23 protein-coding genes are annotated in these 26927 nt (G+C 70.4%); 10 read left to right on the top strand and 13 right to left on the bottom strand.

The window, feature by feature from the left end:
• The first annotated feature begins 225 nt into the window (after positions 1 to 225).
• The 4 genes from ACIHIX_RS25965 to ACIHIX_RS25950 are packed head-to-tail and all read left to right on the top strand — an operon-like array spanning position 226 to position 4721.
• Entirely contained in the window at positions 226 to 1413 is a 1188-nt protein-coding gene (locus ACIHIX_RS25965; protein WP_399960050.1) for a lycopene cyclase family protein, read from the top strand.
• 50 nt (positions 1414 to 1463) lie between these two features.
• Positions 1464 to 2195 (top strand): class I SAM-dependent methyltransferase, encoded by a 732-nt coding sequence (locus ACIHIX_RS25960; protein ID WP_399960048.1) that lies wholly within the window; start codon positions 1464 to 1466, stop codon positions 2193 to 2195.
• Positions 2192 to 3745: an FAD-dependent oxidoreductase gene (locus ACIHIX_RS25955; RefSeq protein ID WP_399960046.1), complete on the top strand. Its 1554-nt coding sequence runs from the start codon at positions 2192 to 2194 to the stop codon at positions 3743 to 3745. Before ACIHIX_RS25960 ends, ACIHIX_RS25955 begins: the two co-directional genes overlap by 4 nt.
• A gap of 40 nt (positions 3746 to 3785) precedes the next feature.
• The gene (locus ACIHIX_RS25950; protein ID WP_399960044.1) at positions 3786 to 4721 is read left to right on the top strand and encodes an AfsA-related hotdog domain-containing protein; all 936 of its coding nucleotides are present in this window, start codon (positions 3786 to 3788) and stop codon (positions 4719 to 4721) included.
• 55 nt (positions 4722 to 4776) lie between these two features.
• Here the strand turns inward: ACIHIX_RS25950 and ACIHIX_RS25945 are convergent, their stop codons facing one another.
• On the bottom strand, positions 4777 to 5817 hold the full coding sequence (locus ACIHIX_RS25945; RefSeq protein WP_399960042.1) for a MerR family transcriptional regulator: 1041 nt from the start codon (positions 5815 to 5817) through the stop codon (positions 4777 to 4779).
• A gap of 290 nt (positions 5818 to 6107) precedes the next feature.
• Here ACIHIX_RS25945 and ACIHIX_RS25940 point away from each other — a divergent pair, with 290 nt between their 5' ends.
• The gene (locus ACIHIX_RS25940) at positions 6108 to 6695 is read left to right on the top strand and encodes a sigma-70 family RNA polymerase sigma factor (RefSeq protein WP_399960040.1); all 588 of its coding nucleotides are present in this window, start codon (positions 6108 to 6110) and stop codon (positions 6693 to 6695) included.
• Positions 6696 to 6809: 114 nt separating this feature from the next.
• Here the strand turns inward: ACIHIX_RS25940 and ACIHIX_RS25935 are convergent, their stop codons facing one another.
• Positions 6810 to 8690, bottom strand: a complete 1881-nt coding sequence (locus ACIHIX_RS25935; protein ID WP_399960038.1) for a hypothetical protein — start codon at positions 8688 to 8690, stop codon at positions 6810 to 6812.
• Between the two features lie 235 nt (positions 8691 to 8925).
• A complete protein-coding gene (locus ACIHIX_RS25930; protein ID WP_399960036.1) occupies positions 8926 to 9495 on the bottom strand; it encodes a phosphotransferase in 570 nt (189 codons plus the stop codon).
• A 247-nt stretch (positions 9496 to 9742) separates the two neighbouring features.
• Between ACIHIX_RS25930 and ACIHIX_RS25925 the strand changes: the two genes are divergently transcribed.
• Positions 9743 to 12589 (top strand): PQQ-dependent sugar dehydrogenase, encoded by a 2847-nt coding sequence (locus ACIHIX_RS25925; RefSeq protein WP_399960034.1) that lies wholly within the window; start codon positions 9743 to 9745, stop codon positions 12587 to 12589.
• A 17-nt stretch (positions 12590 to 12606) separates the two neighbouring features.
• Positions 12607 to 14391 carry a ThuA domain-containing protein gene (locus tag ACIHIX_RS25920; protein WP_399960032.1) on the top strand — a complete coding sequence of 595 codons (1785 nt, stop codon included), beginning with the start codon at positions 12607 to 12609 and terminating at the stop codon, positions 14389 to 14391.
• A gap of 94 nt (positions 14392 to 14485) precedes the next feature.
• Here ACIHIX_RS25920 and ACIHIX_RS25915 read toward each other — a convergent pair whose 3' ends face one another.
• The 7 genes from ACIHIX_RS25915 to ACIHIX_RS25885 form a co-directional block, all read right to left on the bottom strand.
• Positions 14486 to 14923, bottom strand: coding sequence for a universal stress protein (locus ACIHIX_RS25915; protein WP_399960030.1), 438 nt, complete (start codon positions 14921 to 14923; stop codon positions 14486 to 14488).
• 187 nt (positions 14924 to 15110) lie between these two features.
• Positions 15111 to 16103: a hypothetical protein gene (locus tag ACIHIX_RS25910; protein ID WP_399960028.1), complete on the bottom strand. Its 993-nt coding sequence runs from the start codon at positions 16101 to 16103 to the stop codon at positions 15111 to 15113.
• A gap of 23 nt (positions 16104 to 16126) precedes the next feature.
• Positions 16127 to 17113: an SCO2521 family protein gene (locus tag ACIHIX_RS25905; RefSeq protein WP_399960026.1), complete on the bottom strand. Its 987-nt coding sequence runs from the start codon at positions 17111 to 17113 to the stop codon at positions 16127 to 16129.
• A 1-nt stretch (position 17114) separates the two neighbouring features.
• Complete coding sequence (locus ACIHIX_RS25900; RefSeq protein WP_399960024.1) at positions 17115 to 18101, bottom strand: SCO2522 family protein; 987 nt, start codon at positions 18099 to 18101, stop codon at positions 17115 to 17117.
• Entirely contained in the window at positions 18098 to 19018 is a 921-nt protein-coding gene (locus ACIHIX_RS25895) for an SCO2523 family variant P-loop protein (RefSeq protein WP_399960022.1), read from the bottom strand. Before ACIHIX_RS25895 ends, ACIHIX_RS25900 begins: the two co-directional genes overlap by 4 nt.
• Position 19019: 1 nt before the next feature.
• A complete protein-coding gene (locus ACIHIX_RS25890) occupies positions 19020 to 20873 on the bottom strand; it encodes an SCO2524 family protein (protein ID WP_399960020.1) in 1854 nt (617 codons plus the stop codon).
• A gap of 55 nt (positions 20874 to 20928) precedes the next feature.
• Positions 20929 to 21693 carry an SCO2525 family SAM-dependent methyltransferase gene (locus ACIHIX_RS25885; RefSeq protein ID WP_399960018.1) on the bottom strand — a complete coding sequence of 255 codons (765 nt, stop codon included), beginning with the start codon at positions 21691 to 21693 and terminating at the stop codon, positions 20929 to 20931.
• 119 nt (positions 21694 to 21812) lie between these two features.
• Here ACIHIX_RS25885 and ACIHIX_RS25880 point away from each other — a divergent pair, with 119 nt between their 5' ends.
• Positions 21813 to 22283, top strand: coding sequence for a GNAT family N-acetyltransferase (locus ACIHIX_RS25880; RefSeq protein WP_399960017.1), 471 nt, complete (start codon positions 21813 to 21815; stop codon positions 22281 to 22283).
• A 561-nt stretch (positions 22284 to 22844) separates the two neighbouring features.
• Positions 22845 to 23378 carry a GNAT family N-acetyltransferase gene (locus ACIHIX_RS25875; RefSeq protein WP_399960015.1) on the top strand — a complete coding sequence of 178 codons (534 nt, stop codon included), beginning with the start codon at positions 22845 to 22847 and terminating at the stop codon, positions 23376 to 23378.
• 73 nt (positions 23379 to 23451) lie between these two features.
• Here the strand turns inward: ACIHIX_RS25875 and ACIHIX_RS25870 are convergent, their stop codons facing one another.
• On the bottom strand, positions 23452 to 23805 hold the full coding sequence (locus tag ACIHIX_RS25870) for an STAS domain-containing protein (RefSeq protein ID WP_399960013.1): 354 nt from the start codon (positions 23803 to 23805) through the stop codon (positions 23452 to 23454).
• 99 nt (positions 23806 to 23904) lie between these two features.
• Between ACIHIX_RS25870 and ACIHIX_RS25865 the strand changes: the two genes are divergently transcribed.
• The gene (locus ACIHIX_RS25865; protein ID WP_399960011.1) at positions 23905 to 24027 is read left to right on the top strand and encodes a hypothetical protein; all 123 of its coding nucleotides are present in this window, start codon (positions 23905 to 23907) and stop codon (positions 24025 to 24027) included.
• 26 nt (positions 24028 to 24053) lie between these two features.
• Here the strand turns inward: ACIHIX_RS25865 and ACIHIX_RS25860 are convergent, their stop codons facing one another.
• Together ACIHIX_RS25860 and ACIHIX_RS25855 are read right to left on the bottom strand one after the other, a co-directional pair.
• Positions 24054 to 25205 (bottom strand): PRC and DUF2382 domain-containing protein, encoded by a 1152-nt coding sequence (locus ACIHIX_RS25860; protein ID WP_399960009.1) that lies wholly within the window; start codon positions 25203 to 25205, stop codon positions 24054 to 24056.
• A gap of 155 nt (positions 25206 to 25360) precedes the next feature.
• On the bottom strand, positions 25361 to 26923 hold the full coding sequence (locus ACIHIX_RS25855; RefSeq protein ID WP_399960007.1) for a mucoidy inhibitor MuiA family protein: 1563 nt from the start codon (positions 26921 to 26923) through the stop codon (positions 25361 to 25363).
• Positions 26924 to 26927 lie beyond the last annotated feature (4 nt).

The raw sequence follows: 26927 nt of genomic DNA, 5'->3' as shown, positions 1-26927 counted from the left end.
GCGGAGCAGCCACCAGGCCCTGCCCACCAGGTCACCCCCGCCCGCAGCTCCGGCCCCGCTCGCCCCCGTGCTGCCGTCCCGCCCGTCCCTCCGCGCGTCGTCCCTCGGTTTCCCGGGGCTGCCTGCATCCGTGTCTACGGTTTGCACGGAAGGAGTCCGACGGGCAGTTGCCCGCACCGCCGGGCTCGGGACCCCGGCGGTGCGCGCAGGGAGGGAAGAGGGGACATGTGGGAGGCCGAGGTGGCCATCGTGGGCGCGGGAGCCGCGGGACTGTCTCTCGTACACCACCTCGCCCGGCCGGCTCCCGGTGCCCGGCGCGTGACGGTCGTCCTGCTGGACGCCCCGCCGGGTCCGCTGCGGCCGCCGGAACGGACATGGTGCTTCTGGGAGAACGGTCCCGGACCCTACGACGCCGCGGTCACCGCGACCTGGCGGCGGCTGCGCCTGCACACACCCGCGGGCCGTCCGCTGGAGGACGACATCGCCCCGCTTTCCTACAAGATGATCCGCTCCACGGATTTCGAGCGCCTGGTCGAGCGCGAAGTCGCGTACAGCCGGGACATCCGCTGGCTGGAAGCGGCCGTGGAGACGGTGGACCCCTGTGCCGACGGGGCCGAGATCCGTGCCCGGGACGACCGGGGGCGCCCTCTCGTGGTCCGTGCGCGCTGGGTCTTCGACTCCCGGCCGCTGGGGAGTCTCCCCGCGGCCCGGACCACGTTGTTGCAGCACTTCCACGGCTGGTTCGTCCGGACCGAGCGGCCCGTGTTCGATCCCGGGACGGTGGAGTTCATGGACTTCCGGATGCCTCAGCCGGCGCGGGGCCTCGCCTTCGGATACGTGCTGCCGACCAGCCCGCACGAGGCCTTGGTGGAGTACACGCGGTTCTCGCGTGCCGTGCTGTCGCGGCAGGCGTACGAGGCCGAGCTGCGCCGGTACACGGAGGACGTGCTGCGCCTCGGGTCCTTCGAGGTCCTGTCGACCGAGACCGGCGTGATCCCGATGACCGACGCGCGCTTCGCACGCCGCTCGGCGCCCTCGGTCTTCCGCATCGGCGCCGCGGGAGGTGCCACCAGGCCGGCGACCGGGTACACCTTCTCCGCCGTCCAGCGCCAGACGCGAGCGATCGCCGAAGCCCTGTACGCGGGCCGCCGTCCGGAGCCACCGCCCGCGCACTCGGCGCGCTCGCTCGCCATGGACGCCGTGCTGCTCAGGGCGCTGGACAGCGGACGGGTGGACGGAGCGTCGTTCTTCTCACGCCTCTTCACACACGTCTCGGCGGAGCGGCTGTTGCGGTTCCTCGACGGGCGGACCCGGCTGGGCGAGGACCTCGCCCTCGGCAGCCGCACGCCGGTGCTGCCGATGCTCCGCTCGGCCGCGGAACTTTTCTGGCTTCCCCGCAGGCCTGCCCCCTGACCGTGATGACGGCACGAAGGAGTTCTGTGCACCCCTACGCAGGAGACGGCATGAGCGTGCTGCGCGACGAGGACCTGGCCGCCGCGTTCGACCACGCGTCGCGCAGCTACGACATGCTGGTGGCCGCGAACCCCGGCTACCACGCCCATCTGCGCCGTTCCGTGCGACGCCTGCGACTGCCGCGCCACGGCGGCGGCCTGCGGGTGCTGGACCTCGGCTGCGGTACCGGCGCCTCGACGGCGGCGCTCACGCAGGTGCTGCCCGACGCGGAGATCGTCGCGGTGGACGCCTCCGCGGGCATGCTGGAGCGTGCCGCCGCCAAGCGGTGGCCGCCGGGCGTGACATTCGTTCAGTCCCCCGCGGAACGGTTGGCGCAGGCGGGCGTGCGGGGACCGTTCGACGCCGTCTTCGCCGCCTACCTCTTCCGCAACGTCGCCGATCCCGACGCGGTGTTGGCCTCGGTCCACGACGTCCTCGCCGTCGGTGGCCGACTTGCGGTGCACGAGTACACCCTCAGCGGCCGGGCCGTCGACCGCGCGGTGTGGACCGGGGTGTGCCGGGGTCTGGTCCTGCCGGTGGCGACCTTGCTCGGCGACGGTGACCTGTACCGCCATCTGTGGCGCAGCGTCGTGCAGTTCGACACGGCGGGAGACTTCGCCGACCGGATGCGCGACGCCCGCTTCACCGACGTCCGGGTGCTGCCCCTGCCGGGGTGGCAGACCGGCATCACCCACACGGTCGTCGCCCGCCGTCCCGCCGTCGACGCGGAGGCCGTCCGATGAGCGCGCGGCGACGGCAGCCGGCGGTCCGGCGCGGCCGGGACCGGCGTGCGCGGACCGTGCCGCCCGTGCCCGGCACGAAGCGTGTGAGCAGCGACCGCACTGTGTCGACGGCGGTCGTGGGCGGCGGCATCGCAGGGCTGGCGGCCGCAACGGCCCTGGCCGAGCGGGGTGTTCGGGTCACGCTCTACGAACGCGGGCGCACCCTGGGCGGCCGGCTCGCGGGCTGGCCGACGGTCCTGGCGGACGGCAGCCGCGTGACCATGAGCCGCGGCTTCCACGCCTTCTTCCGTCAGTACTACAACCTGCGCGGACTGCTGCGCCGTACCGATCCCGGACTGGAGCGCCTGCGTGGCCTGCCCGACTACCCACTGCGGCATGCCGACGGGATCGAGGACAGCTTCCGGCACGTCCCGCGCACCCCGCCCTGGAGTGCTCTGGGCTTCGTCGCCCTGAGCCCCACCTTCGGCCTGGGCGATCTGGCCCGCATGAGCCCCCGGGCCGCGCTGCCCCTCCTGGACGTCCGCGTCCCCGGCGTCTACACCCGGCTGGACGACATCAGCGCCCACGACTTCCTGCACTCGATCCGCTTCCCGCAGGCCGCGCACCATCTGGCGTTCGAGGTGTTCTCCAGGAGCTTCTTCGCCGATCCGCGCGAACTGTCCGCGGCGGAGATGGTGTTGATGTTCCACATCTATTTCCTCGGCTCGGCCGAAGGCCTCCTGTTCGACGTGCCGGACGAACCGTTCCCCACGGCTCTGTGGGACCCCCTCGCCGGCTACCTCGCCGGTCACGGTGTCGACCTGCGCACCGCCACTCCCGTGGACTCGGTGGAATCCCGGCCGGACGGTGGCTTCGTCGTCGCCGCAGGACCGGACGAACACCATCACGACACGGTGGTCCTGGCCCTGGACGCGGCAGGACTGCGCGCGCTCGTGGCGCGCTCGCCGGGGCTGGCCGACGCGGCGTGGCGCGAGCGGATCGCCGGGCTCCGCACCGCGCCGCCCTTCCTGGTGTCCCGGCTGTGGCTGGACCGCCCGGTCGCCGCGGACCGGCCCGGCTTCCTCGGCACCAGCGGCTACGGCAGCCTCGACAACGTCAGCGTCCTGGACCGTTGGGAGGGCGAGGCGGCGCGCTGGGCCTCGCGCACCGGGGGCTCCGTGGTGGAACTGCACGCCTACGCCCTGCCCGAAGGCGCGGTCCGGGACGTCGAACAGAAGCGTCTGGTGGAGCAGCTGCACCGGGTGTATCCGGAGTCCCGCACGGCCGCGGTGGTCGACGCCCGGCACGAGTGGCGCGCCGACTGCCCGCTGTTCCCGGTGGGCGGCTACGGCGACCGGCCGACCGTACGCACCAGTGATCCCGGCCTCGTCGTCGCCGGTGACCTGGTCCGCACGGAACTGCCGGTCGCACTCATGGAGCGCGCGGCCACCAGCGGATTCCTCGCGGCCAACGCGCTACTCGAACGGTGGGGCGTCAGAGGCCAGACCCTGTGGACGGTTCCGGACGGCGGCCGCAGCGCGGTGCTGAGAGGGCTTGCTCGGCTTGCCTGACCTCTGCATCCGGCAGCCGAGTACGACCCGAATGTGCTGCATGAACAGCGCAGTCCACGGGGCGGTCCTGACCCCGCAGCCCTTCGGCGCACTGTCCCGCCCGTCAGGCGACACGCCTGCGCGAGATGTGGACGCGGCCCTCACCTGGCACGCCCTGGGCCTGGAGACGATGGCGTCCCTGCTGGTGCTTTCCCTGCACCGGCTGGGGGACCGCTATTTCGAGGGCCGATGCCAGTGGCCGCGCACGCATCCCCTGAACGAACGCGGCACCACGGTGGCGCATCATCCGCTGATCGTCGTCGAGTCCACCCGGCAGCTCGCGGTGGCCGTGCAGCGGCGTCACCTCCCCACGGCCTCGCCCGCCGACTGCGAGGTGTTGTCGGTCGGCCTGGGTCTGCTTCCGCACCTGGTACCGATGGAGAGCGGCAGCGCCACGGACGTGGCGGTGCGCCTGACCTTGACTGACGTCGTGGCACGGCCCGGCACAGCCGCCTCCTTCCGCGTCACGGCGGAGTACCTGTATGCCGGGCGGGTGTTCGCGACCTGCGTGATGCGTTGTGCGTCGCCCCTGGGGGAGGGGCGGGAGCCGGCCGGCGTGGTGCCGCCCGGACCCGGGCTGCTGCACCCGGCCGCGGCGGCGGTAGGCGCGGCGGCCGACCCGGACGTGCTGCTGGCCCGTGGTCCCCAGGGCCGCCTGGTGATCGCCCCGCGCGACCCCGCCCACCCGGTGCTGCTGCCCGGCCGGCCCAGCAGGCTGACCACTGCGGCCGTCCTGGAGGCGGGGCGGCAGGCGGTCCTGCTCTCCTGCGGGATGACGGCCCGTGCGGTGGTGGGCTTGCGTGCGGACGTCAGGTCGCCGGTCCCGGGCCGGGGTGCCGTGGTGGACGTGACGTTCGAACAGAGCCGGGCCCGTTTCGCCGTGAGTGCGGCTGGGCATGTGGTGGCGTCCGGTGCCGTGAGTCTGCTGCGGTCCTGACCGTCCCGCGGTGCGGATAGCCCGCCGAACGCAGAGCTCTAGGTCTTGCCCGTCCTCAGGGAGCGTCGTCCGAGGCCCGTGCCGCGCCCGGCCTGCTCTCCAGCGCGTCGAGCATGACCAGCGCCTCGTGCAGGCCGTGCGGACGCAGCTGTCCGGGGCGTGGTGTGCGGCCCCAGCCGGGACCCGTGAGCAGGACTCGGGTGCGGGTGCGGGCGCCGCGGACGCCCCAGTGGGTGGAGGCGATGTGCTGGGCCAGCTCCTTGGCGGCCGTAGCCGAGGACTGCGACCACAGGACGACCGCACTCGGCCCGACACGGTGCACCGCGGCCAGCAGTGCCTCCGCCGGGACCGCGCCGCCCAGCATGAGGGTGGCGACCTGCCGCTCGGCGAGCGCGGCGTTCAGTGCCTCCAGCGGCAGCGTGTGCTGTTCTCCGGGCACGCACGCGAGGATCACGGGGGCCGAGGAGGACGACGCCCGGGTGGCCGCGGCGTCCACGTAGACGTGCCGGATCGTCGCTGAGATGTGCCACGACAGGAGGTGCTCGACCTCGACGTAGCGTTCGCCGGCCGACTGCCACTTGCGTCCGACGGCCTGGAGGGCCGGCGCCAGGATCTCCTCCCACGCGACGACCAGCCCGTGGGTGCGCACGGACGTCGTGAGCTGCTCCTGTACCGCTGCGGCGTCCAGCCGTACAGCGGCGCGCGCGAGACCCTTGCACTCAGGTCGCACCGAGCCGAGCGGCAGGCCGCTGCCTGAGCGTGAGGCGTACGGGGAGCCAGGTTCGTCGTCCGTGGCAAGGGGGAGCGCGGCGGGTGTCTGGCGTGCGGGGCGTCGCTGGGCGAGGTTCTTGGCGGCCCGCGCGGCTTCCCCCGGCGGAATGCCGACAGCGGTGAGCCGGCACATCTCCAGGACCATGGCGACGTCTTCCGGCGTCCACCTGCGATGGCGTCCCTGAGGCCGGGCTGCCGGGCCGAGGCCGTATCTGCGGTCCCAGGAGCGCAGCGTGGTGGGCGACACGCCCAGACGTCTGGCGAGGGAACCGGTCGTCACTCCGGCCTCCGCGGGGATCGCTGCCGCCGGTTCGCTCACGTCCATGGAAAGGTCCCGACGTACAGGGCGGAGCGGGCGTATGCGCCCGGATGCCGCGGGCGCACGACACGCTCGACTCCGATCACAAAGGCCTCCCGTTCGGTCTCGCATTCGCCCTCCCCGCCCTGATCTGTTCTTCCTTCGGGTGCTTGACGGATGCACGAACGGGCCGTGATCCGCACCGAGAGGTGGATTCGATGCAGAGACGATGCGAGTGGTCCATCTTGCATTGATTGCGCACTGTGGAGGAGAAGCAGTCGCTCTCGGCGACCGCGAGGCCCGGCGGAGGAGCAGCCATGACGACCGCACAGCGACCCGGCGCGGACATCGACGACAGTGCGCTGGTGGACGCATTCCTCAGGGGGGACGAGGCCTGTCTGGCCACCGTGTACCAACGGTGGGGCTCCCTCGTGCACACCCTCGCCCGGCGTGCGCTGGGGGACGCCAGGGAAGCCGAGGACGTCACCCAGCTGGTCTTCCTCGCAGCGTGGCGCGGCCGGGCGGGATACAACCCGGACCGCGGGACCCTGCCCGGCTGGCTCACGGGCATCACCCGGCGCAAGGTCGCCGACGCGCTGGCGGCCCGCACCCGCCGCACCGAACTGGTCGCCGCCGCGGGCGCCGAGCTGATGCTGAGGGCCACCGACGAGGCCGTGCGGCCGGAGGCCGCCATCGACCACGTCCTGCTGGCGGACGAGATGTCGCAGCTTCCGGCACCGCAGCGCCGGGTGCTCAACCTGGCCTTCTACGACGACCTGACCCAGACCCAGATCGCCGAACTCACCGGCTGGCCCCTGGGCACCGTCAAGAGCCACGCCCGCCGCGGCCTGCGCCGCCTCGCCTCCCGTCTGCGCGAGGACGACCCCGTCGCCTGCGCCGCGTGACATCGACGCACAATCGATTCAACTCAGTCGGCATCATGGCCCTCGGCACAGCGGCGCGATCCGCCGACGTGGACCGCCGGGCAGGCCCCGCGCGTCGGTGAGCCGGCGAACTGCTCAGCTCACGCCCATGACTCCGTCCATCCGGTCCCCGGTGGCCAGCCGCGCGCTCACCTTGAACCGCGGTTTTCTGGGCGTAGGGACAGCCAGGGTACGGGCGGACGTCGTCGCCGTGACGTCCCCGCTGACCGTGAGGCTCGTGACCGCGCGGCTCCCGGCCGCCAGCGCGTACCAGTTGCCCCGGGGGGATCGCCACACCGTGCCGGCCGCGATGTGCTGGCCGAAGCGGCTGCAGAGCGCGGTCGACCGGACGCGCGACACGGGACGGGCCGGTGCCTTTGCCCCGTCCCCGGCCACCCGCAAGGTCACCGTGACATCGCCGGGACCGCGCCAGGACGCCTCACGCATGCACGTCCACACGGCCCGGTCGGCGCCGTCGGGAAGCTCCTGTTCGGCGAACTCCCATGCGTTGACCGCCCGGGTGTCCTTGTCACGCAGGCCGGAGAGGGTGCACGCCTGATGGGACCAGGCCACCAGGGCGGCGGATCCGGTGGCCTCCCTCGGTTGGCGAGGCGGTGGCGTGCCGTGGCCCGGCAGCGGCGTGTAGGTGAGGTGCACCGGAGACAGGTCGCCCAGACCGGCGAGCAGGAAGGCGTGCCGCTCGGCGATCTGTGCCGAGGAACGCAGTTGCAGTACCGGTCGGCTGTGGCACCCGGTCCCGCTCCCGGCGGTGAGCGGGACCGGCTCGGTCACGCCGTCCTCGGTCGTGTCCAGCGCCCGTGCGAGGACATCGGGGCGCAGCAGGTCCCGGGACTGCACCTCGGCCACCCAGGGAGCGATCAGATAGCGGGCACCGCCGCTCCCGGAGCTGAGGTTGACGGCCGCCGCGGTCGTCACGTCCGCGTCGTCGACCCGGGCCACGTCGAGCCGGGTGCGGTCCGGTGAGCGCAGGTCCTCCTGGTAGCGGGCCAGGCGCTGTCCGTCGTGCAGCAGGACCACGGCGTGTGCGTCGACTTCGCCGGCGTAGAGCAGTTGGGGTGCGGACAGGGGCGGGGCCGAGGAGGTGGCGGCGGTGGTGACGACGCGGGTGCCGGGCCCGGGGTTTGACCACGTGGACAGCGCGCGGTTCAGGAGTTGTTCGTCCTCCGTCCGCGAGCCGCGGGGCGGCCAGGCGGTGAAGTCGATGCGCGCGGTGTTGTCCCACTGGTCGGCCGGAGCGCGGGTGAGATCTGCCGCCCGCAGGCCGGAAGCGGCTGCGGGCAGCGCAGTGGTGGGTACCGGGGCGGGGGCGAGCTGTGTCAGCAGCATCGCGCCGGTCAGCAGACCGGCCAGACAGGCCACGAGGGTCAACCGGGTCCGGTGCCTGCGCCGCAGCAGGTCGGTGGGAGTCGCCTGGAGGACGCAGGCGTCGAACTCCTCCGAGAGGGCCAGGGTCCGCGCCGCGCCGACTTCGTCCGCCTTGAAGGCGTGGCAGCCCCGCACAGCGCCGCGCGCGTCCTTCGCCCCGGCCGCTTCGAGCACCTCGACAACAGTGTCGTCCGGCAGGCCGTAGACCGAGCACAGCACGAACGCGGCCCGGGTCTCGGCGGACAGACCGGCCAGGGCGCGCGTCAGGGACAGCGCTTCCGCTCCGCCCGGCCGCGGAAACAGCCTGAGCCCCAGCACGATCGGAAGACGCGGCATCAGCGCGCGTGGCGCGCCGAGCCGAGCCGGCCACAGCGCGGGTCGCCGGTCGTAGGCGAGGACGCGGCCCAGCACCGTTGCGAGGTAGGCGTGTTCGGGACGGGCGTGATCCTCCTCGGAGCGGCGGGGCGAGGGTACGGAGCGTGTCCGTGCCAGGCGGGCGCTGGGCAACGCGCGCTGCACCACCCCATGGGACACGGTCACCTTCCGGTGTCCGCTCAGCGACGCGGGAAGCGTGATGTACGCGAGACGCACCAGATCGGCGTACTGATGGACGAGAGCGTTTTCGGCTTCCGAGAGGGGCGTGTCGAGACGCCCGGCGCGCTGTCGAAGTGAGCCAAAACGCATGATGGGGCAGGCCTTCCTGAGGGAGACACGCTGTGTTGCACCCGTTCAAACGAGTGAATCCCCGGCTGGTCACTGCCGGCCGGTCCGATGATCGTTTCGGGGTGGCGGTGTCTGCTCGTCCGGCGCGTCGGGTGGCGCCGACTCAGCGCCCTGCCTCGCGGCGTTCGACCAGGTGCCGGTGCGATGTGCTCCAGTCGATCCTGTCGGCGAGTTCGGTCAGGAGGCCGTCGGCGACCCAGCCGGCCTGGGGATCGTGGCCCCGCTCGGCCAACTGGCGTACGTGGTCGAGGGTTTGCCGCTGTCTGGCGATCACGGCGTCGACGACGCCCGTGGTCGAGACAAGGCCGTAGGCGTCGCAGAAGTCCTCCAGCCGCGTACGGCGGTCGGGCGGCGTCGGGTGGTGCAACCAGCGCAGACACTCGGCGTCGGCGCGGAACGGGGCGACGTATTCCCATGCGTAGGCGATGTCTTCCATGGGCGGCGCCGGACGGGCGAAGTCCCAGTCGATGAGGCCCACGGGCCGGTCGCCCCGCCAGACGACGTTCCAGGGGCCGAAGTCCCCGTGGCAGATGACCTCGCCGCCGCCCGGGGCCGCGGCACCCGTGGACCAGGTCGCCCCGGGCGGAGGTGCAAAGTCCCGACAGGCGTCGTGGTAGTCGCGCAACAGCCGGGCGAAGCCGACGTCCGCCAGGTGCCGCGGCAGCGCACGCACGATCGGGCGTCACTGTTGGCTTTGTGTCCGCCGAGCGCCCCCGACATCGAGACTTTGTCCTAGTCATGGAAAAAGTCGAGAGATCAGGCGCGAAAGGGGTTACGCGTCCGCACGAAGGCCGCTAACTTCCTTGAAATGAACCGGTCATTCACAGGTGACCGGTTCAACGGCGCGACGGCGCGCGCCTGTTCTCCCCTCGACGGGACCGATCGTGTCCCGCTGTCACCCCCACCCCTCGGGAGACTCTGTGCGCACAAGACTGCTCAGACCCAGGTTCGTCCGCACGTTGGCGCTGACGGTGGTGTGTGCCGTCGGCTTCCTCGCCCCGGGCACCGCGAGCGCCGCACCGCCGGATCGGCCGGCCGGCGCGAGCGCGGCGGCCCCGGCGTTCCAGCAGGTCACGCTCGCCAAAGGCGTGGCCGAGACGGGCGAGCCCATGACGTTGACGGTCCTGCCGGACCGGTCGGTACTGCACACCTCGCGCGACGGCACCGTCCGGCGGACCGACGCGAACGGCAACACCGCCGTGGCCGGCAAGCTCACCGTGTACAGCCACGACGAGGAAGGCCTGCAAGGCATCGCGGCCGACCCGGGCTTCACGTCCAACCGCTTCGTCTACCTCTACTACGCACCCCAGTCGAGCACGCCCGGCGGAGACGCCCCGTCCGACGGAGCCGCCTCCGACTTCACGCCGTTCGACGGCGTCAACCGGCTCTCCCGGTTCGTGCTGAAGGCCGACAACACCCTCGACCTGACCAGCGAGAAGAAGATCCTCGACGTTCCCGCCTCCCGCGGCATCTGCTGCCACGTCGGCGGGGACATCGACTTCGACGCGGCCGGCAACCTCTACCTGTCGACGGGCGACGACAGCAACCCGTTCGCCTCGGACGGTTTCACCCCCATCGACGAGCGGGCCTCCCGCAACCCCGCCTACGACGCCCAGCGTTCCGCGGGCAACACCAACGACCTGCGCGGAAAGGTGCTGCGCATCAAGGTCAACGCAGACGGCACGTACACGATCCCGAGCGGCAACCTCTTCGCGCCCGGCACCGCCAAGACCCGCCCCGAGATCTACGCGATGGGATTCCGCAACCCCTTCCGCATGAGCGTCGACAGGGCCACCGGCATCGTCTACCTCGGTGACTACGGCCCTGACTCCGGCACCTCCTCGGCCGGGCGAGGCCCCGAGGGCCAGGTCGAGTTCAACCGCATCACCAAGGCCGGCAACTACGGCTGGCCGTACTGCACGGGCCGCAACGACGCCTACGTCGACTACGACTTCGCCACCAACACCTCAGGAGCCACGTTCACCTGCTCGGCGCCCAGGAACACCTCACCCCGCAACACCGGTCTCACGGACCTGCCCGCCGCACAGCCGGCCTGGATCCCCTACAACGGTGACTCCGTACCGGAGTTCGGCGGCGGCTCGGAGTCACCGATGGGCGGCCCCGTCTACCGTTACGACGCCGCATCGACCTCCGAGGTCAAGTTCCCGCAGGAGTACGACGGCGACTTCTTCGCGGGCGAGTTCGGACGCCGCTGGATCAAGCGCATCGAGGCGGGGACCGACGGCACCGTGCAGTCCATCAACCCCGTCCCCTGGACCGGCACCCAGGTGATGGACATGGCCTTCGGACCGGACGGCGCCCTGTACGTCCTGGACTACGGCACCGGCTACTTCAACGGCGACGAGAACTCCGCCCTGTACCGCATCGAGTACGCCACCGACGGACTCGCGCCGACCGCCCAGGCCAAAGCCGACACCACCTCCGGCGTGGCCCCCCTGACGGTCGCCTTCTCCTCGTCCGGCAGCGCGGATCCGGACGGCGGTGCTCTCACCTACGCCTGGACCTTCGGGGACGGCGCCACCTCCACGGCCGCCAACCCCTCCCACACCTACACCGCCAACGGCCAGTACACAGCCACGCTCAAGGTCACGGATCCGACCGGAAAGACCGCGACCGCCTCCGTGCAGCTCACGGTCGGCAACACCGCACCCACCGTACGGCTCGACCTGCCCGCGAACGGCTCCGTCTACGACTTCGGGGCGGCGATCCCGTTCAAGGTCACGGTGACCGATCCTGAGGACGGCACCATCGACTGCGCCAAGGTGAAGGTGTCGTTCATCGTCGGACACGACAGCCACGGCCACCCGCAGACCTCGGCGACCGGATGCACCGGAACACTCCAGACCCTGGCCGACGGCGAACACGACCCCAACGCGAACATCTTCGGCGTCATCGACGCCGAGTACACCGACAAGGGCGCAGGCGGCCAGCCCGCGCTGACCGCACACGACCAGCACGTCACCCAGCCCTCCCACCGGCAGGCCGAGCACTACGGCAACTCCTCCGGCGTGGACGTCATCACCCACGCCGCCGCCCACGGCGGCAAGACCGTCGGCAACATCGAGAACGGCGACTGGATCTCCTTCACGCCGTACGCCCTCGCCAACACCACCGGCTTCACCGCCCGAGTCTCCTCGGCGGGCGCGGGCGGCACCCTTGAGATCCGCGCCGGATCACCGACCGGAACCCTCCTCGGAACAACGACCGTACCCGTCACCGGCGGCTGGGAGACCTTCCAGGACGTGACCACCGCTCTGGCCGACCAGCCCAGCGGCACCACCCAGCTGTACCTCGTCTTCAAGGGCGGCAGCGGCGCCCTGTTCGACGTCGACGAGTTCTCCTTCACCACCTCCGGCGCAGGAACGCGCACCGGCCCGGTGAGGGGAGTCAACGGCAAGTGTCTCGACGTGGCGAATGCCGGGACGGCGGACGGTACGCAGGTGCAGTTGTGGACGTGCAACGGCAGCGGTGCCCAGAGTTGGACGGTTGCCGCGGACGGTACGGTGCGCGCGCTCGGCAAGTGCCTGGACGTGTCCGGTGGTGCCAGTGCCGACGGGACGAAGATCCAGTTGTGGACGTGCAACGGCACGGGAGCGCAGCGGTGGGCGCCGCAGTCGGACGGGACGGTGCGTAATCCGCAGTCCGGCAAGTGCCTCGACGCTTCCGGCGGTACCTGGAACGACGGCACCCCGGTCCATCTGTGGACCTGCCACACCGGCCCCAACCAGAAATGGACCCTTCCCTAGAAAGGAGGCGACCTGACATGCGTACGCGACTCACAGCGACCATCGGCCTGTTCACCGGCCTCCTGCTCTGCCTGACCCCGCAAGCCACCGCCGTACCCGAACCGACGGGCACGCCCGCCGGCACGACCCGCCAGGCGGAACCGGCCCCCCTCGCCACGACCGCCGCGGCGGCCGACCCGGCGTACAAGATCCTCGTGTTCTCCCGCACCGCGGGCTTCCGGCACTCATCCATCGACGAGGGCGTCTCAGCACTGCAAGCCCTCGGCGCGGCCAACAACTTCACCGTGGACGCCACGGAGGACCCCCAGGTCTTCACCTCCGCCAACCTCGGCCGGTACAAGGCGGTCGTCTTCCTCTCCACGACCGGAGACGTCCTCGGCGACGCCCAGCAGACCGCCTTCGAGCAGTACGTCAACGCCGGTGGCGGATACGTCGGCATTCACGCCGCCGCCGACACGGAGTACGACTGGCCCTTCTACGAGGGCCTGGCCGGCGCCCTGTTCCACTCACACCCCGCCATTCAGCCGGCCACCGTCAAGGTCGAGGACCGTGCCCACGACGCCACCGCGCACCTCGGCACCACCTGGCAGCGCACCGACGAGTGGTACAACTACCGCACCAACCCCCGCACCACCGCACACGTGCTCGCCTCCCTCGACGAGTCCAGCTACACCGGCGGGAACATGTCCGGCGACCATCCGATCGCATGGTGCAAGGACTACCGAGGGGGCCGGGCGTTCTACACCGGAGGCGGTCACACCGAGGAGTCGTACAGCGACCCCGCCTTCCGACGACACCTCCTGGGCGGCATCCGCTGGGCCGCGGGTATGACTCATGCGGACTGCCGCCCGGAGAACGGCTACACCTCACTGTTCGACGGCACCTCCACCAACGGCTGGCGGCAGGCGGGGCCCGGCGGCTTCACCCTCACCGCCGACGGCAGCCTCACCTCCCACGGCGGCCTGGGCATGCTCTGGTACGCGGCCGAGGAGTTCACCGGCGACTACTCCCTCAAGCTCGACTGGAAAGCCGCCGGCGACGACAACTCCGGTGTCTTCCTGGGCTTCCCCGCCTCCGACGACCCCTGGTCCGCGGTGAACAACGGGTACGAGATCCAGATCGACGCCACCGACGCGGCCGACCGGACCACCGGCGCCGTGTACGGATTCCAGTCCGCCGACCTCGCGGCACGCGACGCCTCACTGAATCCGCCCGGGGAGTGGAACACGTATGAACTCCGTGTCACCGGCGAACGACTGGAGATCTTCCTCAACGGAACCAAGATCAACGACTTCACCAACACCGACCCCGCCCGTAGCCTCCAACAGGGCTACATCGGCATCCAGAACCACGGCGACGGCGACGAGGTCGCCTTCCGCAACATCCGGATCGACGCGGAGAACGCCACCCCTCCCGGTCCCGTCTCGGGCCCGGTGAGGGGAGTCAACGGCAAGTGTCTCGACGTGGCGAATGCCGGGACGGCGGACGGTACGCAGGTGCAGTTGTGGACGTGCAACGGCAGCGGTGCCCAGAGTTGGACGGTTGCCGCGGACGGTACGGTGCGCGCGCTCGGCAAGTGCCTGGACGTGTCCGGTGGTGCCAGTGCCGACGGGACGAAGATCCAGTTGTGGACGTGCAACGGCACGGGAGCGCAGCGGTGGGCGCCGCAGTCGGACGGGACGGTCCGCAATCCGCAGTCCGGCAAGTGCCTCGACGCTTCCGGCGGCACCTGGAACGACGGCACCCCGGTCCATCTGTGGACCTGCCACACCGGCCCCAACCAGAAATGGACCCTCCCATGACGCACTGAGGAACCAGCAACCTCCGCACAGCGGGCCGTAGCGGCGCGTACACCGCCGCTACGGCCACGTCACGTGGACCTGTCCACGCCGGCGATCAGGCCTCGGCAGGGTCCTCAGGGGCGAGCAGCACTGCCGCGCCGGTGCGGTGCGCGACGGCGTCGCTCACCCGGGGGTTGAACAACGCCTCGACGGAGCCCCGGTGATGCGGGGTCAGGATGATCAGATCGGCGCCGAAGGACTCGGCGGACTCGGTGATGGACTCGGCAACCTGCGTGGTCAGCCCGCGCATGAGGCTGCCCTCCGCCCGGACGCCCTTCTCGGCGAGGATCGCCAGCGCCTCGTCGACGACGGCCTTGCCCTCGGCATCGTCCTCAAGGGCGACGACCGTGGCGAGGGAAGCGGCGGAGGCGATGACGTGCAGGACTCGCACCTCGGCGTCGGTCAGCTTCGCCAGGTCCCCCGCCAGGCGTATGGCGGAGAGCCGGGCGGGGTCGGGGTCGACGGCGACGAGGATGCGCTGGAACACGGACACGGTTGATTCCCCTTCCGTGGACACGGAGGATTCTCCGGCTGGTCGGGGCCGCCGGTGGACGGCATGACGCTTCGGCGCGTCCGGCGCCGAAGGAGTTCTTCCTGTCTCCACGGCATGATCTTCTCACCGGCGCGGGGAGGGTCGACCGGCGGGTCCATGTAACGGCCATCAATGTCGCTGACCCCGGTCAGGGCACCGGATCGGGGTGGGGATCGGGGTCGGGGTCGGGCACGATCTCCTGGGCCCGCGACCAGAGGGCGTTGAACCATCTGACCTGGCGGTTGACTCGTTCGTGATGCGCGTCGAGCGTGGTCTTGATGTTGACTCCGAGCTGGTCGGGTTCGAACTCCAGGTACAGGTCGGTGTCGAAGATGACGACGTCCCGCGCGGCCGGCCTCGGGTGCGGATTCGTTTCCGGAGTGGGCGGCAGGACGAGATAGCGCACCGTGATGCCGACGTCGAGCTGGGCCTGGCACAGCTCGGTGAAGCGGGCCATGACCATGGGGTCCTCCGCCTCGGTCTCCTTGATCATGAAGAGGCGGCGGATGGTGACCTGCCGGACCGCCATGGCCTCGGTCTGTGCGTCCAGGTACGGCCCTGCCGTGTCCGTGCCCCAGAAGGGCTGGTCGACGGAGCTGCTGGTGGCGTCGATCGTCCGTTGGGCGCACTGCGTCAGGCGGATGAGCCATTCGTTGTTGTCCCGCGGCCAGTGCGCGCTCTTGCCGGTCAGGTCGGTGACGACGGAGGCGAGACTCTCGACTTCCGACCGGGCGAACGCCTTGACTATCTCCGGGCCCTGTTGACCGACCCGCCTCAGACTTGTGATCAGCCGCTTGGCGTCGCTGGTGCTCATGCCCGCCTCGTCCAGGTCGCTCAGCAGAGCGGCGGCGTCACTGAGGTGGTCGAAGTGCTCGTCCGTCCGGCGGCTGCGCTCGACGTGGCCCGTCTCGACGGTGGCGAGGCGCTGCTCGAAGTCCACCATGTACTGGACGATGAGCGTGGAGCCGCCGATGACGACGGCTACCGCGATCTTCCACAGTTCGTCGCCCGACTGCTTCACCAGGTTGGTGAGCACGTACGCGCCGGTGCTCACGACGATGGTGATGAGGATCTTGAGTATCAGGGGCGAGACATGCACCCCGTGGGTGGCCGGTTGTGGTGTGCCCGGATCGCCTTGCATGTACGTCTCCCCCCGTCAGATGCTCACAGGATGTTGCCCCGTCGGCTCGGCGCCGGCACCTCCTGGAGCGAGCGAAGTGAAAGCAGTGCCAGTCGGTCTCGAATGCGCTGGGTGAGTGTCCGCCACTGCCTTCCGTAGCCCGGTGTCTTGTCCAACTGTTCCCATATCGGGTGCAGAGCGCTGTCGATGCGGGCCCGGGGCATCCACAGGTGGAGCAGGTGGTCGACGAGGGGTCCCAGGACCCCGGGGCCGGACCGGTCGTCCGTGGCACCGGTCCGCAGTCCGTCGAGTGTGTCGGCGACGGTGGTCAGCAGCCAGTCGTGCAGCGCCAGGTCCTCGCAGAGACCGGCCGCGGCACCCGGTGTGGTGTCGGGCGGCAGGCGCAGCTCCACGACCCGCAGGCCGTCCTGGTACTTGGTGAAGAGCACGGTGGGCGGGTCATCGGGGAGCGTTCGCGCGGCGGTCCAGCGCAGCCGGGTGTCGAGGGTGGTGAGGGGCGGATCGTGGTCGAGGACCCGGTGCTGACGAGAGATCCGCGCGGTGAGGGCCTCGGCGATGGATCCGATGTCCAGTTGTCCTGGACGGTGTCCGAGGAGGAAGCCACGGGCGACCGCCTGTCCGGCAGGTCGCCCCACGGGTACGAGCAGCCCGGGCCGGACCAGGTAGTGGCCCCAGGGCTGGCGTCGGTCGGTGCCGGTGTCGGCCAGGGAGAAGAACGCGGAGGACTGGAGCACCCGGCCTTCCACGAGCATCGCGCGCGTGAGCACGGTGCCCACCGCGCGGACCCGTGTCCCCGTGTCGGAGGGCAGGGGGCAGTCGACGCCGGTCAGGACTTCCGGGGAGGCCACGTGACGGTTGGGGTGCCGCGAGACCCTGACGCGGTCGCCGGGGCGCAGTCGCAGCAGTCGTACGGCCGTGGGCTCGTCCAGCGGGTCGCGGGTGGGCAGCAGGCAGGTGCGGACCTCACCGCAGGCGAGGACGGAACCGGTGTCCGTGCGGGCGCTCGTCATGTCACAGTCCGGGCGGGAACACGTAGGAGACACGGTCCGCGATGCCCGCGGGCACGTCGAAGCGCTCGTCCGCGGAGCGCTGCGCGACTTGCCGGAGCGGTCCCTCCTCGACGTGGACCTGGTCGAGGATGACGCGTACGGCGTGCTCGACGGGCAGGAACCGGCCGGGCAGCACACTGCAGGTGGCGTACGCGGTGAAGGGCGCGGCCTGGGGATCGAGCTGCAATACGGCGGGCAGTGCGTCCCATTCCTCGGGGAAGTCGGGGTCGTGCCAGGCAACCGGCTTGAGTACCGCGCGGCCGTCGTCGCGGAGAAGTCCCAGCCGGACCAGTTGCCACACCGCGGCCAGGAAGGCGCAGGACCAGGTGCGTTGACCTTCCGTCTCGTTCCACAGCTCGATGTCCATGAAGACGGAGTGGCCGCGTGCGCCGGTCTCCGCGGGCGGGTGCCAGACCGCTGTGGTGGGGTCCAGGGCGGCGGAGGTGCGCTGTGCGGGGGCGCGTTTTCCGTTGCTGAGCCAGCCGGTGCGGCTGACGGGCGGCCGGAAGCCGCTGCTGCCCGGCGGCGGGGACTCCACCAGCCTGGCCGCTACGGACTCGGCGGGGTGGATGAGCTTGCCGTCGGCACCTGGAGCGGTGGCGCAGGCGGATTCGCGGGCCAGGTAGTCGACGGCCAGTCCGGCGCGGGCGGCCTCTTGGACCAACGACGGCAGGAGTTCGTCGGGAGGGGCGAGCCGGGAGAAGTAGTCGTCGATGAGGAAGCAGGTGCTGACGCGCGGACGGGTGCCGGTGAGGGACGTGCCCAGCCCGGACCGGACGGCGTCCACCCACGGTCGAACCGTGGCGAAGTGGCGCCGTAGCCGCTCGGGTCCCTCGACGATGTCCTCCATGTACAAGTGGCCGATCTCCAGGGAGAGATGGGAGAACGGCAGGGACTCGGTGCGTGGTTCGGCGCTGGATTCGCGGAAGATCGGGACGGGACGGTTCACCGCTCCCCCCAGAATCCGTCGTCGGTCAGCCGCTGGGCGAGGTCGCCCAGGGCCCGCCAGGTCTGCGGGTCGGCGATCTGGCGGTCGTGCACGTCCTGGTCGGTGATGAGCCGCTCCTGCCACTGGAGGACCGGTTCCAGCGGGATCTTGGCGACCATGACGGTGCGGCCCAGCCCCCGGTCGGAGGCGAGCTTCTCCAGGGTGCTGTCGCACTGGGTCATCCACGCGTACCTCGCCGGTCCCACCTGGGACCACAGGGGCGAGTCCGGATCGGGTACGGCCGCCCGTACGAAGCGGATGGCACCGCGCAGTGCGTCGCGGTCGTGGCCCATGTCCTCGCCGGTGCTGAGGATGCCGCGTGGGCCGAAGGCGAGTTCGGCCGCCGCGGCGACGTGCTGCCGTGTCCAGCGATGGAAGACCAGCCACCGGTGGGGGAGTCGGTCGAGTCCGAGTCCGGGTGAGGTGGCTTGGAGGACCAGGTCGACGGCGTAGCTGCGTCCGGCGCTCAGGTCCACGATGAGCATGTCGAACTCGCGTCTGAGCCGCAGGATGAGGTCGACGCACCGGTGCACATGCTCCTGGTCGGTGACGAACTCACCGCCGTAGCGGTCGCCCGGCAGGAGGACGAGGCGGCCGGAGCCATTGGGCCGGGCGCGCAGGTCGGAGTGTTCCGTGCGTGCCCAGACATCGACGCGCAGGGGTTCGCCGACGACGCCTTGCAGATACGCGTGCAGTCCCGCCGTCTCGGCCTCGCGGTGGACGTCGGGCAGATCGAAGACGGTGGCGGCGGTGGGGGATCCGAAATCGAAGTCCAGGAAGCAGACGTCGGAGCCCTCCAGAGCGCACTGGTAGGCGAGGTTGGCGCTGGTGACGGACCTGCCGGTGCCGCCCTTGTCCGAGGCTGCGAAGACGAGCACGTCACCCCTTCCCGTCGGTGCCGCGGGCCCGGGCGAGGGTGTCCAGCCGGGCCAGGACGTCAAGGGCGAGCGCGAGAGCGGTTCCCGCCTGCTCGCCCACCAGCCGGTGCGCCCGCTCCAGGTCGGCTTCCAGGCGCTTCATCCACTTCTCCTGGTCGGTGGCCCGGCTCGGGGCCGGGTACATCTCCTGCTCCCTGCCGAGCAGATGGGCGGCCTCACTGATCGCCTCCTGGGCCTGTCCGGACAGGTCGCGGCTGTGGCTCGGCGGCTGGATGTACAGGAGGTGCGCGGCGACCATGCACTCGGCGACACGTTCCGTGATGCTCCACGAAGGGCTCCCGGCCGGGAGCGGCGTGTGCAGACCGGTCACCGGAAGGGCGCTCCACAGGCCGATGCCCGCACCGTCCTCGATACGGTGGCTCCACACGTGATCGAGGGTCTCCTCCGCGAGACGCAGCAGCTTCTCCTCCTCGGAGGTCTTCTGCGCCAGCGAGCACAACTGGACCGCGCGCTTGAGCAATTGGGTGGGAAAGTCGCCCATCACCCAGGCCATGGCAGGCCCCAGCGCCTCGCTGCCCGGCAGCGGCAGGGTGACCCCTGGGCTGTGCGGGCCGCTCTCCTGGCCGTCGCTCGTGGCGGCACCCGTGAAGCGCCCGTGCTCGTTGAGGCGTTCCATGACCTTGATGAGGTTGCTGAGGTCGTGGCCGGTGGTACGCCGGCGCATCATGTCGTGCACCAGGACGGAGACGACGGACAGGGAGAAGTACGCCGAGTCCGCTTGCTGGGACGTGGTACGCCACGGGATCTTCGCGAGCGGCCAGTGGTCTTCACCGAGGCGGGCCAGGGCCGACCAGTACTGGTGGGTGATTTCCCAGCGCAGCCGCAGCGCGTTGGCCAGCTTGTGCTGCTCCGCGTCGAGCAGACCCCGGGTGAGGGTGCGTTCGGACAACAGGTCGACGATGCCGTCCAGCGCTACGACCGTGAAGTGCAGGTTGGGCAGAGGACGGGCGACCCCGGACGGCTGCGGAACCGTCTCGTGGGCGGGGCCCTTGAGGGGGACCTCCGGAGCGTCCCGCACGACGCTCCACGCCCAGCCGCACTCGAACAGGCGGTTGGGGTTGGTGAGTTCGTCACGGACCTCGGCGGGCAGGTCGAGGCCGGGGCTTTCCGTGATGGTCGCGCGCAGGGTCCCGAACCGGCGCTGGAAGCGCTCGACGACCTGACGGTCGGAGAGGCCGTCCTGGTCGAGGAGACCGGCGAGGACCTGCCCCTGCGGAGACGCGATGTCGATCACGTGCACGGTGAAGGACCGCAGCAGGCCCACGAGCGCGGCGGTCAGCCGCAGGCTGGTGTCGCTGTGGAGCCGGTCGATGCGGTCGAGGGTGGATTGCCGGCGGGTCGTGCTCCGGCAACCCTTGAGGAACTCCAGCACGGCCAGACACAGGCTGACGGACATGGAGTAGGAGTCGACCACGTCGATGTCCCGTTGTTCCGGGGCGAGTTCGTCGGCCGGGTCGACCGGGACGAAGTAGTGGCCCCCGGCGAAGCCGGGACTGTGCCCGGAGCGATTGCGGTCCATGAACTCGCCGAGCACATCGATGAGCCGCAGGGGGATGTCCGTGGTGTCCCCCCAGGCTTTGAGCGCCTTCGCCACGTCGAGCTGCGTGGTGTCGGGGTGGTCCAGCCGGAACGCCGGGATCTCGGTGGCGGGATAGAGCAGGCACAGCAGCCGTTCGGCGTCCGCGACACTGCTGCGCCCGTCCGTGTCGTCCCAGACCCACACGCCTTCGGGGAAGGAATGCCTGGCCAGCGCCTGCCATATGTCGAGCAGATGCTGCCGTGGCCTGATCCGCATCCGGCGCCCCCTTGCCGTCCCTGTCTCCCCACGACGGTCATCGAAAGCTACCCGCTCAGCGGAAACCGCAAGCGAGAATTATGTAGTCGTAACCGGTGCGCACCTCGCCCTGCTCGCCGATCTCATGGATCCGCACGGAATCGGTGAAACGCCTGATGCTGGCCTCGATTTCCGTCCGGTCCACGTTGCTGGCGGGAAACCAGAGATCGCCTACTTGGTATCCGGCGCTGTGCTCCATGAAGGCGGCGGCGAAGGGTGCGCCCGGAGCGAGTGCCTCCAGAAAGTGCTGGACGGCGCGGTGGAAGTCCTTCGTGTCGGTGGAGATCGATTCCGCCACGAAGAACATGGTGCCGGTCTGCCAGTTGTCCGGCAGATCGAGCGGCCGAAGAATGTCGCCTTCCTTGACCTGTGCGACCTCGCGCAGCCGGGGCCAGGGGCCGTCGGGAAAGCCGGCGTAGGCCTCGTCCGGGCACAGCTTCTGCCAGAACTTCTCCCAGCTGCCGTCGTGCTCGTCGATCTGCCCACGCAGGTAGGCGCGGTTGGTCTTCGACCGGTCCAGCAAGGTGATGCGGTCGCACCAGGGCAGCATCAGAAAAGCCGGGTAGAGATTGGCTCCTGCCCCCACGTCGATACCGTGGACCGGCAGATTGGGCCGCCCCCGGAAATGATCACTGAAGTGTTCGCGGACGATCGACATGATCTCCTCGTCGACGGAGAGCACTTCGATGTAGTTCTTCTCCACGTACTTCGCGGAGTCGAAGTCGTCCCACGGCGCGTCCCCGTTCAACTGTGCCTGTCCATCTGATGATCCGAAAGGCATGCCTCACGGTACCAACACTGTCGGCGAAAGAGGGGTGCGATGAACGCACGGCCGGACGCGACGCGCCGTGCCTGATCCAGGCACTTGAACCGGCGGGAGCGCCAGGCAATTCTGGTGCGATGCCAGCACCTTCGCTTCCGCCCGGCCAACCTCGCGAGGCCAACGGGCAGGACATGCCCGACCTTCTGCGCCTGGACGGTGCCGCCTTTCCCGACGATCCGATGCGGAATTCCACCCTGCGCCAGTTGCTGGACATGTACGCGGACCATCTGCTGGTCATCGATGACGACGACGGCCACCTGTGTGCCTACGTACTCGCGACACCGCCCTACAGAGGGGAAAGCTGGATCTTCAGCCTGGGCGTCGCGCCCACGAGACGCAGGAAGGGACTGGCCCGCACCCTGATGACGCAGGCGCTGGAAACCCTGCGCTCCGACGGGGCGAGCATCGTCCGGCTCTGGGTGGAGCCCACCAACGAACCGGCCCGAGCGCTGTACGAGTCCCTCGGTTTCGTCCCTGATCCCGAGGGACCACACCCCGACCACTTCGGCCCCGGCGCCCACCGCCTCGGCATGACCCTCAAGCTGTGATGCCGGGGCGCGGCGGCCGTCGTTTCCGCGACGGGACCCGTCGGCCTCCCTGCGCATGTCCGCCGCCAGTCGCATCACGTCGTGGCTGCGGAGGGGTGGCTGCGCATACAGCGAGTGGGTGGCGATCAGGCACTCGATGACCGCGAAGCAGCGCAGGATACCGATCATCGAAGCCCTTGCCCGAGCACCGGCGGCGTCCAGTAACTCGGCGATGACGGCCTGTACTTCGGGCCGGGTGGTCGTCGCCTCATAGAGAGGCTGTGGAAGGTGACGAGGATGTCCGCCGCGCTGATCGGTATCGTCCTGTCGCTGCGATGAGCCGGGGTGCGATCTCCGGTCGACTGCCGAGGTTCTCCAGTGCGCGCAGGACGTCTCGTTCGGTGGTGCCCGGGCACATGTCGACACCCCCGCCCTGATCGTGCCCACTCATCGATGCCGCGATCCGTGTCGTCGTCTTTCGCGGTGGTACCGGTCACCCTCAGGATGAGTGAAGCAGCGGACGCGGCCAACGCGTGCGCAGACGCCTGCGGCATCCGTCCGCCCGAGTCGGCCGGGAGCGTCATGACCGCCGAACCTCTGGGACGCTTCTTCGCCACCGGGCACGTCGCCGCACCCCAGGCCCGCCCGCCCCTGCTCCGCGGCGTACACGAGGCCGACCTGCCCGAACTCGAGCGGCTTGAACAGGAGGTGTTCCAGGATGCGGCCTACCCCGCCTTCATCCTCCGACAGTTCTACGAGGTGTACGCCGACCACTTCCTGGTCCTCGACAACGGCACGGGGAGCTTGCACGGCTATGTGCTGGCGCCTCCTACGCCGTGTGGGCGGGACGCCTGGGTTCTCGCCCTGTGCGTGGCCTTGGACCGTCGGAGCCAGGGCTTCGGCCGTGCATTGATGGCGGCGGTGCTCGCCCACCTGTGCAGCATGAGCATCGAAACGGTTCGGCTGACCGTGGAGCCCGACAACCACCCTGCGATCGAGCTCTATCACTCCCTTGGTTTCCGTGTTGAGGAACCGTACGGCGGGGTGCGACGGGACTACTTCGGGCGTGGCGAGGACCGCCTCGTGATGAGCTTGGCTCTCGGTCCCGGCCACTGAACTCTCAGCACAGTGACCGAAGTTCCGCCCTGCGGCCCAGCCCATTGGACGTCCGCTGGTGACGGCCTCGGTCTCAGGATGGTGCCGTGCAGGCGGCTTCCGCCTCGGCGACAGTGTCGTAGATCCTCAGGACCTGGTCGCTTCCGGTGAGCTCCAGGATGCGCCGCAGGGATGCGGGTACGCATGCGAGGAGCAGCTGCCTGTCGTTCTGCTCCGCCTGGCGGCGCAGGTCCAGCAGGACGTTCAGCCCGGATGAATCACAGAACCCCACCCCGGCCAGGTTCACCACGATGCAGGCTTCGCTGTGCTTGAGCAGCTCCTCGAACCGTTCGCGCAGCAGAGCCTGGTGCTCGTAGATCATCTCGCCGTCGACCAGTGCGTGCACGCAGCCGCCCGAGACGCGCGTATCGACCGAGGGAACTGCCATCACTCACCTGTCCGCGAGACGCCCGCTGATGATCCAAGACCCTACCCCGATCGGCTGCTGCTGCGCGCTGTGTACGGGGTCAAAGGACAGGTGCGGTCTGTGGGCCGCAGGCTGCCTGTCCTCGTCCTCAGCGTCGTGGCCTCGGTGCGAGAGGTCTGCGCGCGGGTCGTGGAGTTCGCGGCCACGCTGGCGGGGCGCCTGCCGGGGGCGCCTGTCTCCTGACGAGGTTGGCTGCTGTGAAGGCGCCCTCACCAGGAGTCGGCCCTGTCCCGCGTCGCTTGCCGGGCCTCCCAGTCAACCTTGGCGTCGATGGTCTCGGGGTGAGCGATGGTCAGATGCCGGCACTCGCCGGTGGAGCGTCGCCGGGGGTGCCGGCGACGCTCGGTGTCCGGTGCGGGTGGGTCGGGCTCTGCCCTAGGCCGTGTCTTTCGGATCATCCCGGGGCCGCAGGGCTTGGCACGCCCATCTGCCGCGTTGTCGTCGGTCGCCGACGCTCCGCGTCGACTCCCTCCTCCGCCTTGCAGCTGCACGCACCAAGCCCCGCTCATCGGCACCGGTTCAGCACCGTCGCTCCGAGTCGGGCTGATCCGAAAGACACGGCCTAGCGGCCGTAACCCGGCTCGTCGGTGTCGTCGAGGATTTCGGCGTCGCTGTCGATGCGCTCCTTGCGCACCTGTCCGCGTACGGTCCTGCTCGGTGTGCTCCTCCGTGGTGAGGCGGACGCGCTCCTTCGGCACGACCTCGGTCTCCATGACCGGCCTCTCCTCGTGCAGCACGACCTCCTGTTCGGCCTCGCCGATCTCCGTCTCCCGCCGGGCGGCGTCGCGGTCGGTCTCGGCGATGGGCTCGCGCTCGACGCGTACTTCCTCGTGCCGCAGTGGAACGGTGCGCTCCTGCTCCTCGGTCACGACGTACTTGCGCAGGCGGGCCCGGCCCGTCTCACGCCGCTCGACGCCCACGTGCAGTTCTTCCTCGGAGCGCGTCAGGGCTTCGTCCTGATAGCCGCCACGGTCATGCCCCGCGGCGTCACCGTGCGCCCAGCCGCTCTCGCCGGGTTCGTTGGCGCGAGCCCAGGACTCGTCCCAGCTCATGCCGTAGTACTCGTAGAGCCGGTGTTCCTCGGTCGCCGACAGATGGCCGCCGGCCTCGACGTCGACATGAGGTGCGTCCTTCACCTTGCTCTTGGAGTAGGGGACCTCGACGTGGCCGTCCACCACCGAAGCGTGGCTGATGGGCACGAAGGACTCGCTGGTGCCGAACATGCCGGTTTTCACGGACGCCCACTCGGGGCGCCCGGTGGCGTCGTCCAGGAACACATGCCTGGCCTCACCGATCTTCTTGCCGCCTTCGTCGAGGATCGGATGGTTCAGGACTGCTGGAATCTGCTCGTTGGTGATCATGCTTGTCTCACCCTTCTTCCGGCGTGATTCCCCCGACGAGTAGACATCGCAAAAGGCATGAAACGCCGCATATGCCACAAGGGGCACATTCTTTCCGTAAGCGCTATCCCGTCACATCCATGAACTGCTGCCACAAAAACGAACGACGCAGCCCCTCAGAGCCCGGTCACCTTGGCGCTCGCCACGATGTCGTAGACGAGGGTGAGCGTGCGGCGGCCGTTCGGCGGCAAACCGACGTCCCAGCGGGCGATGCCCTCGGCGTCGACCGTGTCCGGAGCGGGGGAACAGGCTTCCTTGCGCAGCCGTACCTCCACCGCCGACACCTCGGAGACCGGGAGGCGTTCGCGTACGGTCACCGTCTGCTCGCCTGTTTCACCCGGAGCCGAGAAGCGGGAGAGGTGCAGACGAACCGTGCGGGTGACGGTGGTGCGCTGGGGCAGTGCGGAGGAGTCACGGGATTCCTCCACCTCGCGCAGCACCCGGTAGTCGTCGTGACTGCCGAAGGCCAGCTCCAGGGGCGCTCCGGGAGCAGTGAAGCGCAGCACCCCACGGCCGCCGAAGCCGCCCGCACCGACCAGGTCCACCGGGCCTGCCAGCAGTGCGTGCCCCGCCGGATTGTCGCAGCGCACGACGTGCGTGACGAGTGGGGACAACTCCGGTGAGCAGGCGTACTCGTGGCGCGCGACCGTGTCGGCCACGGACAGCGGGATCCGGTGGGCGCGGCCGTCGGCGGGGACGGAGACGGGGGCGGGGGAGCGCAGGATCTGGGCACGGCCGCCGTCGTCCACCCCCGGCAGGCCGAGCACCGGGGCCGGACCCGGTTCGGCGATGTCCTCCTCGCGCAGTTCGACGGCGACCGTGCGCCGCTCGGCGGGGGAGCGGTCGGTGAGCGTCAGCCGGTCGGGCATGAGGCGCGGCGGTTCGGTGGCCAGCGCAGAGCGGGCCGTGGACAACGTGAGGCGTACGTCCTTCCAGTCCTCGCCGGTGTGCTGCCAGACCATGGCGTCGGTCTCCAGGGTGAGTTGCTCTCCGTCGAGCACGGCCCGGTAGGTGGGGCGCCACAGGGCACAGGCGGTGAGGTGGCTCAGCCTCAGCCGGGCCGGGCCGGCTGTGGAGGCCTCCAGGGTCAGCTCGACGTGGCCGAGCAGTTCCGCGGGGTGCTGTTCCGACAGCTCGACGGCGTGCTCCGCCTGACGGAGCTCGGTGGCGAGGGCTGCCAGACCGGCCTCGACGGTACGCAAGTGCTCGCCGTGCGCGTCACGTTGGTCGTCCACCCGGTCGAGTTCGGCCGTCCACCGTGCGGTGTCGGTCGCTCCGTGACCGGTCCCTTCGCCGATCTCCCGCAGCAGGTCGGCGGCGAGACGGGAGAGCAGGTCGAGGCGGGCACGCAGCCGGTCACGCTGCCGTTCGAGCGCGGAGGATTCCTCGTTGACGGCGTGGACACGCAGACGCAGAGCCGAGTCGTCGGAGCCGGGCAGCGGCCCGCGCGGGGTCCAGGCGCGGACGATCCGGGCGTCGAGGACGGTCGCCGCGCCTTCGGCGGCGGTCACCTCGGCGTGGAGGGTCGGGTCGACCGCGAGAGCGCTGATCGGCCCGAGTCGCAGCCGCTGCACGCCGGTTCGGAGTTCGAGGTCGGCGGAGCGTTCTACCTGGGCCCGGTCCTCCAGGCAGGTGACGGCGGTGACGGGCAGCGGGATCGGGTCGAGGTCGGTGGACATGGTG

The organism is Streptomyces sp. NPDC051913 (genome assembly GCF_044593635.1).
Taxonomy (GTDB): Bacteria; Actinomycetota; Actinomycetes; order Streptomycetales; family Streptomycetaceae; genus Streptomyces.
This window is presented reverse-complemented; position numbering and strand designations above follow the sequence as displayed.

Bases quoted from the DNA above. Each gene is read 5' to 3' on its own strand.
- ACIHIX_RS25870 (WP_399960013.1), bottom strand. From the start codon at position 23,805: ATGGCAGTTCCCTCGGTCGATACGCGCGTCTCGGGCGGCTGCGTGCAC.
- ACIHIX_RS25950 (WP_399960044.1), top strand. From the start codon at position 3,786: ATGAACAGCGCAGTCCACGGGGCGGTCCTGACCCCGCAGCCCTTCGGC.
- ACIHIX_RS25890 (WP_399960020.1), bottom strand. From the start codon at position 20,873: ATGCGGATCAGGCCACGGCAGCATCTGCTCGACATATGGCAGGCGCTG.
- ACIHIX_RS25920 (WP_399960032.1), top strand. From the start codon at position 12,607: ATGCGTACGCGACTCACAGCGACCATCGGCCTGTTCACCGGCCTCCTG.
- ACIHIX_RS25940 (WP_399960040.1), top strand. From the start codon at position 6,108: ATGACGACCGCACAGCGACCCGGCGCGGACATCGACGACAGTGCGCTG.
- ACIHIX_RS25965 (WP_399960050.1), top strand. From the start codon at position 226: ATGTGGGAGGCCGAGGTGGCCATCGTGGGCGCGGGAGCCGCGGGACTG.
- ACIHIX_RS25960 (WP_399960048.1), top strand. From the start codon at position 1,464: ATGAGCGTGCTGCGCGACGAGGACCTGGCCGCCGCGTTCGACCACGCG.
- ACIHIX_RS25910 (WP_399960028.1), bottom strand. From the start codon at position 16,103: ATGCAAGGCGATCCGGGCACACCACAACCGGCCACCCACGGGGTGCAT.
- ACIHIX_RS25880 (WP_399960017.1), top strand. From the start codon at position 21,813: ATGCCAGCACCTTCGCTTCCGCCCGGCCAACCTCGCGAGGCCAACGGG.
- ACIHIX_RS25860 (WP_399960009.1), bottom strand. From the start codon at position 25,205: ATGATCACCAACGAGCAGATTCCAGCAGTCCTGAACCATCCGATCCTC.
- ACIHIX_RS25855 (WP_399960007.1), bottom strand. From the start codon at position 26,923: ATGTCCACCGACCTCGACCCGATCCCGCTGCCCGTCACCGCCGTCACC.
- ACIHIX_RS25955 (WP_399960046.1), top strand. From the start codon at position 2,192: ATGAGCGCGCGGCGACGGCAGCCGGCGGTCCGGCGCGGCCGGGACCGG.
- ACIHIX_RS25885 (WP_399960018.1), bottom strand. From the start codon at position 21,693: ATGCCTTTCGGATCATCAGATGGACAGGCACAGTTGAACGGGGACGCG.
- ACIHIX_RS25905 (WP_399960026.1), bottom strand. From the start codon at position 17,113: ATGACGAGCGCCCGCACGGACACCGGTTCCGTCCTCGCCTGCGGTGAG.
- ACIHIX_RS25945 (WP_399960042.1), bottom strand. From the start codon at position 5,817: ATGGACGTGAGCGAACCGGCGGCAGCGATCCCCGCGGAGGCCGGAGTG.
- ACIHIX_RS25875 (WP_399960015.1), top strand. From the start codon at position 22,845: ATGACCGCCGAACCTCTGGGACGCTTCTTCGCCACCGGGCACGTCGCC.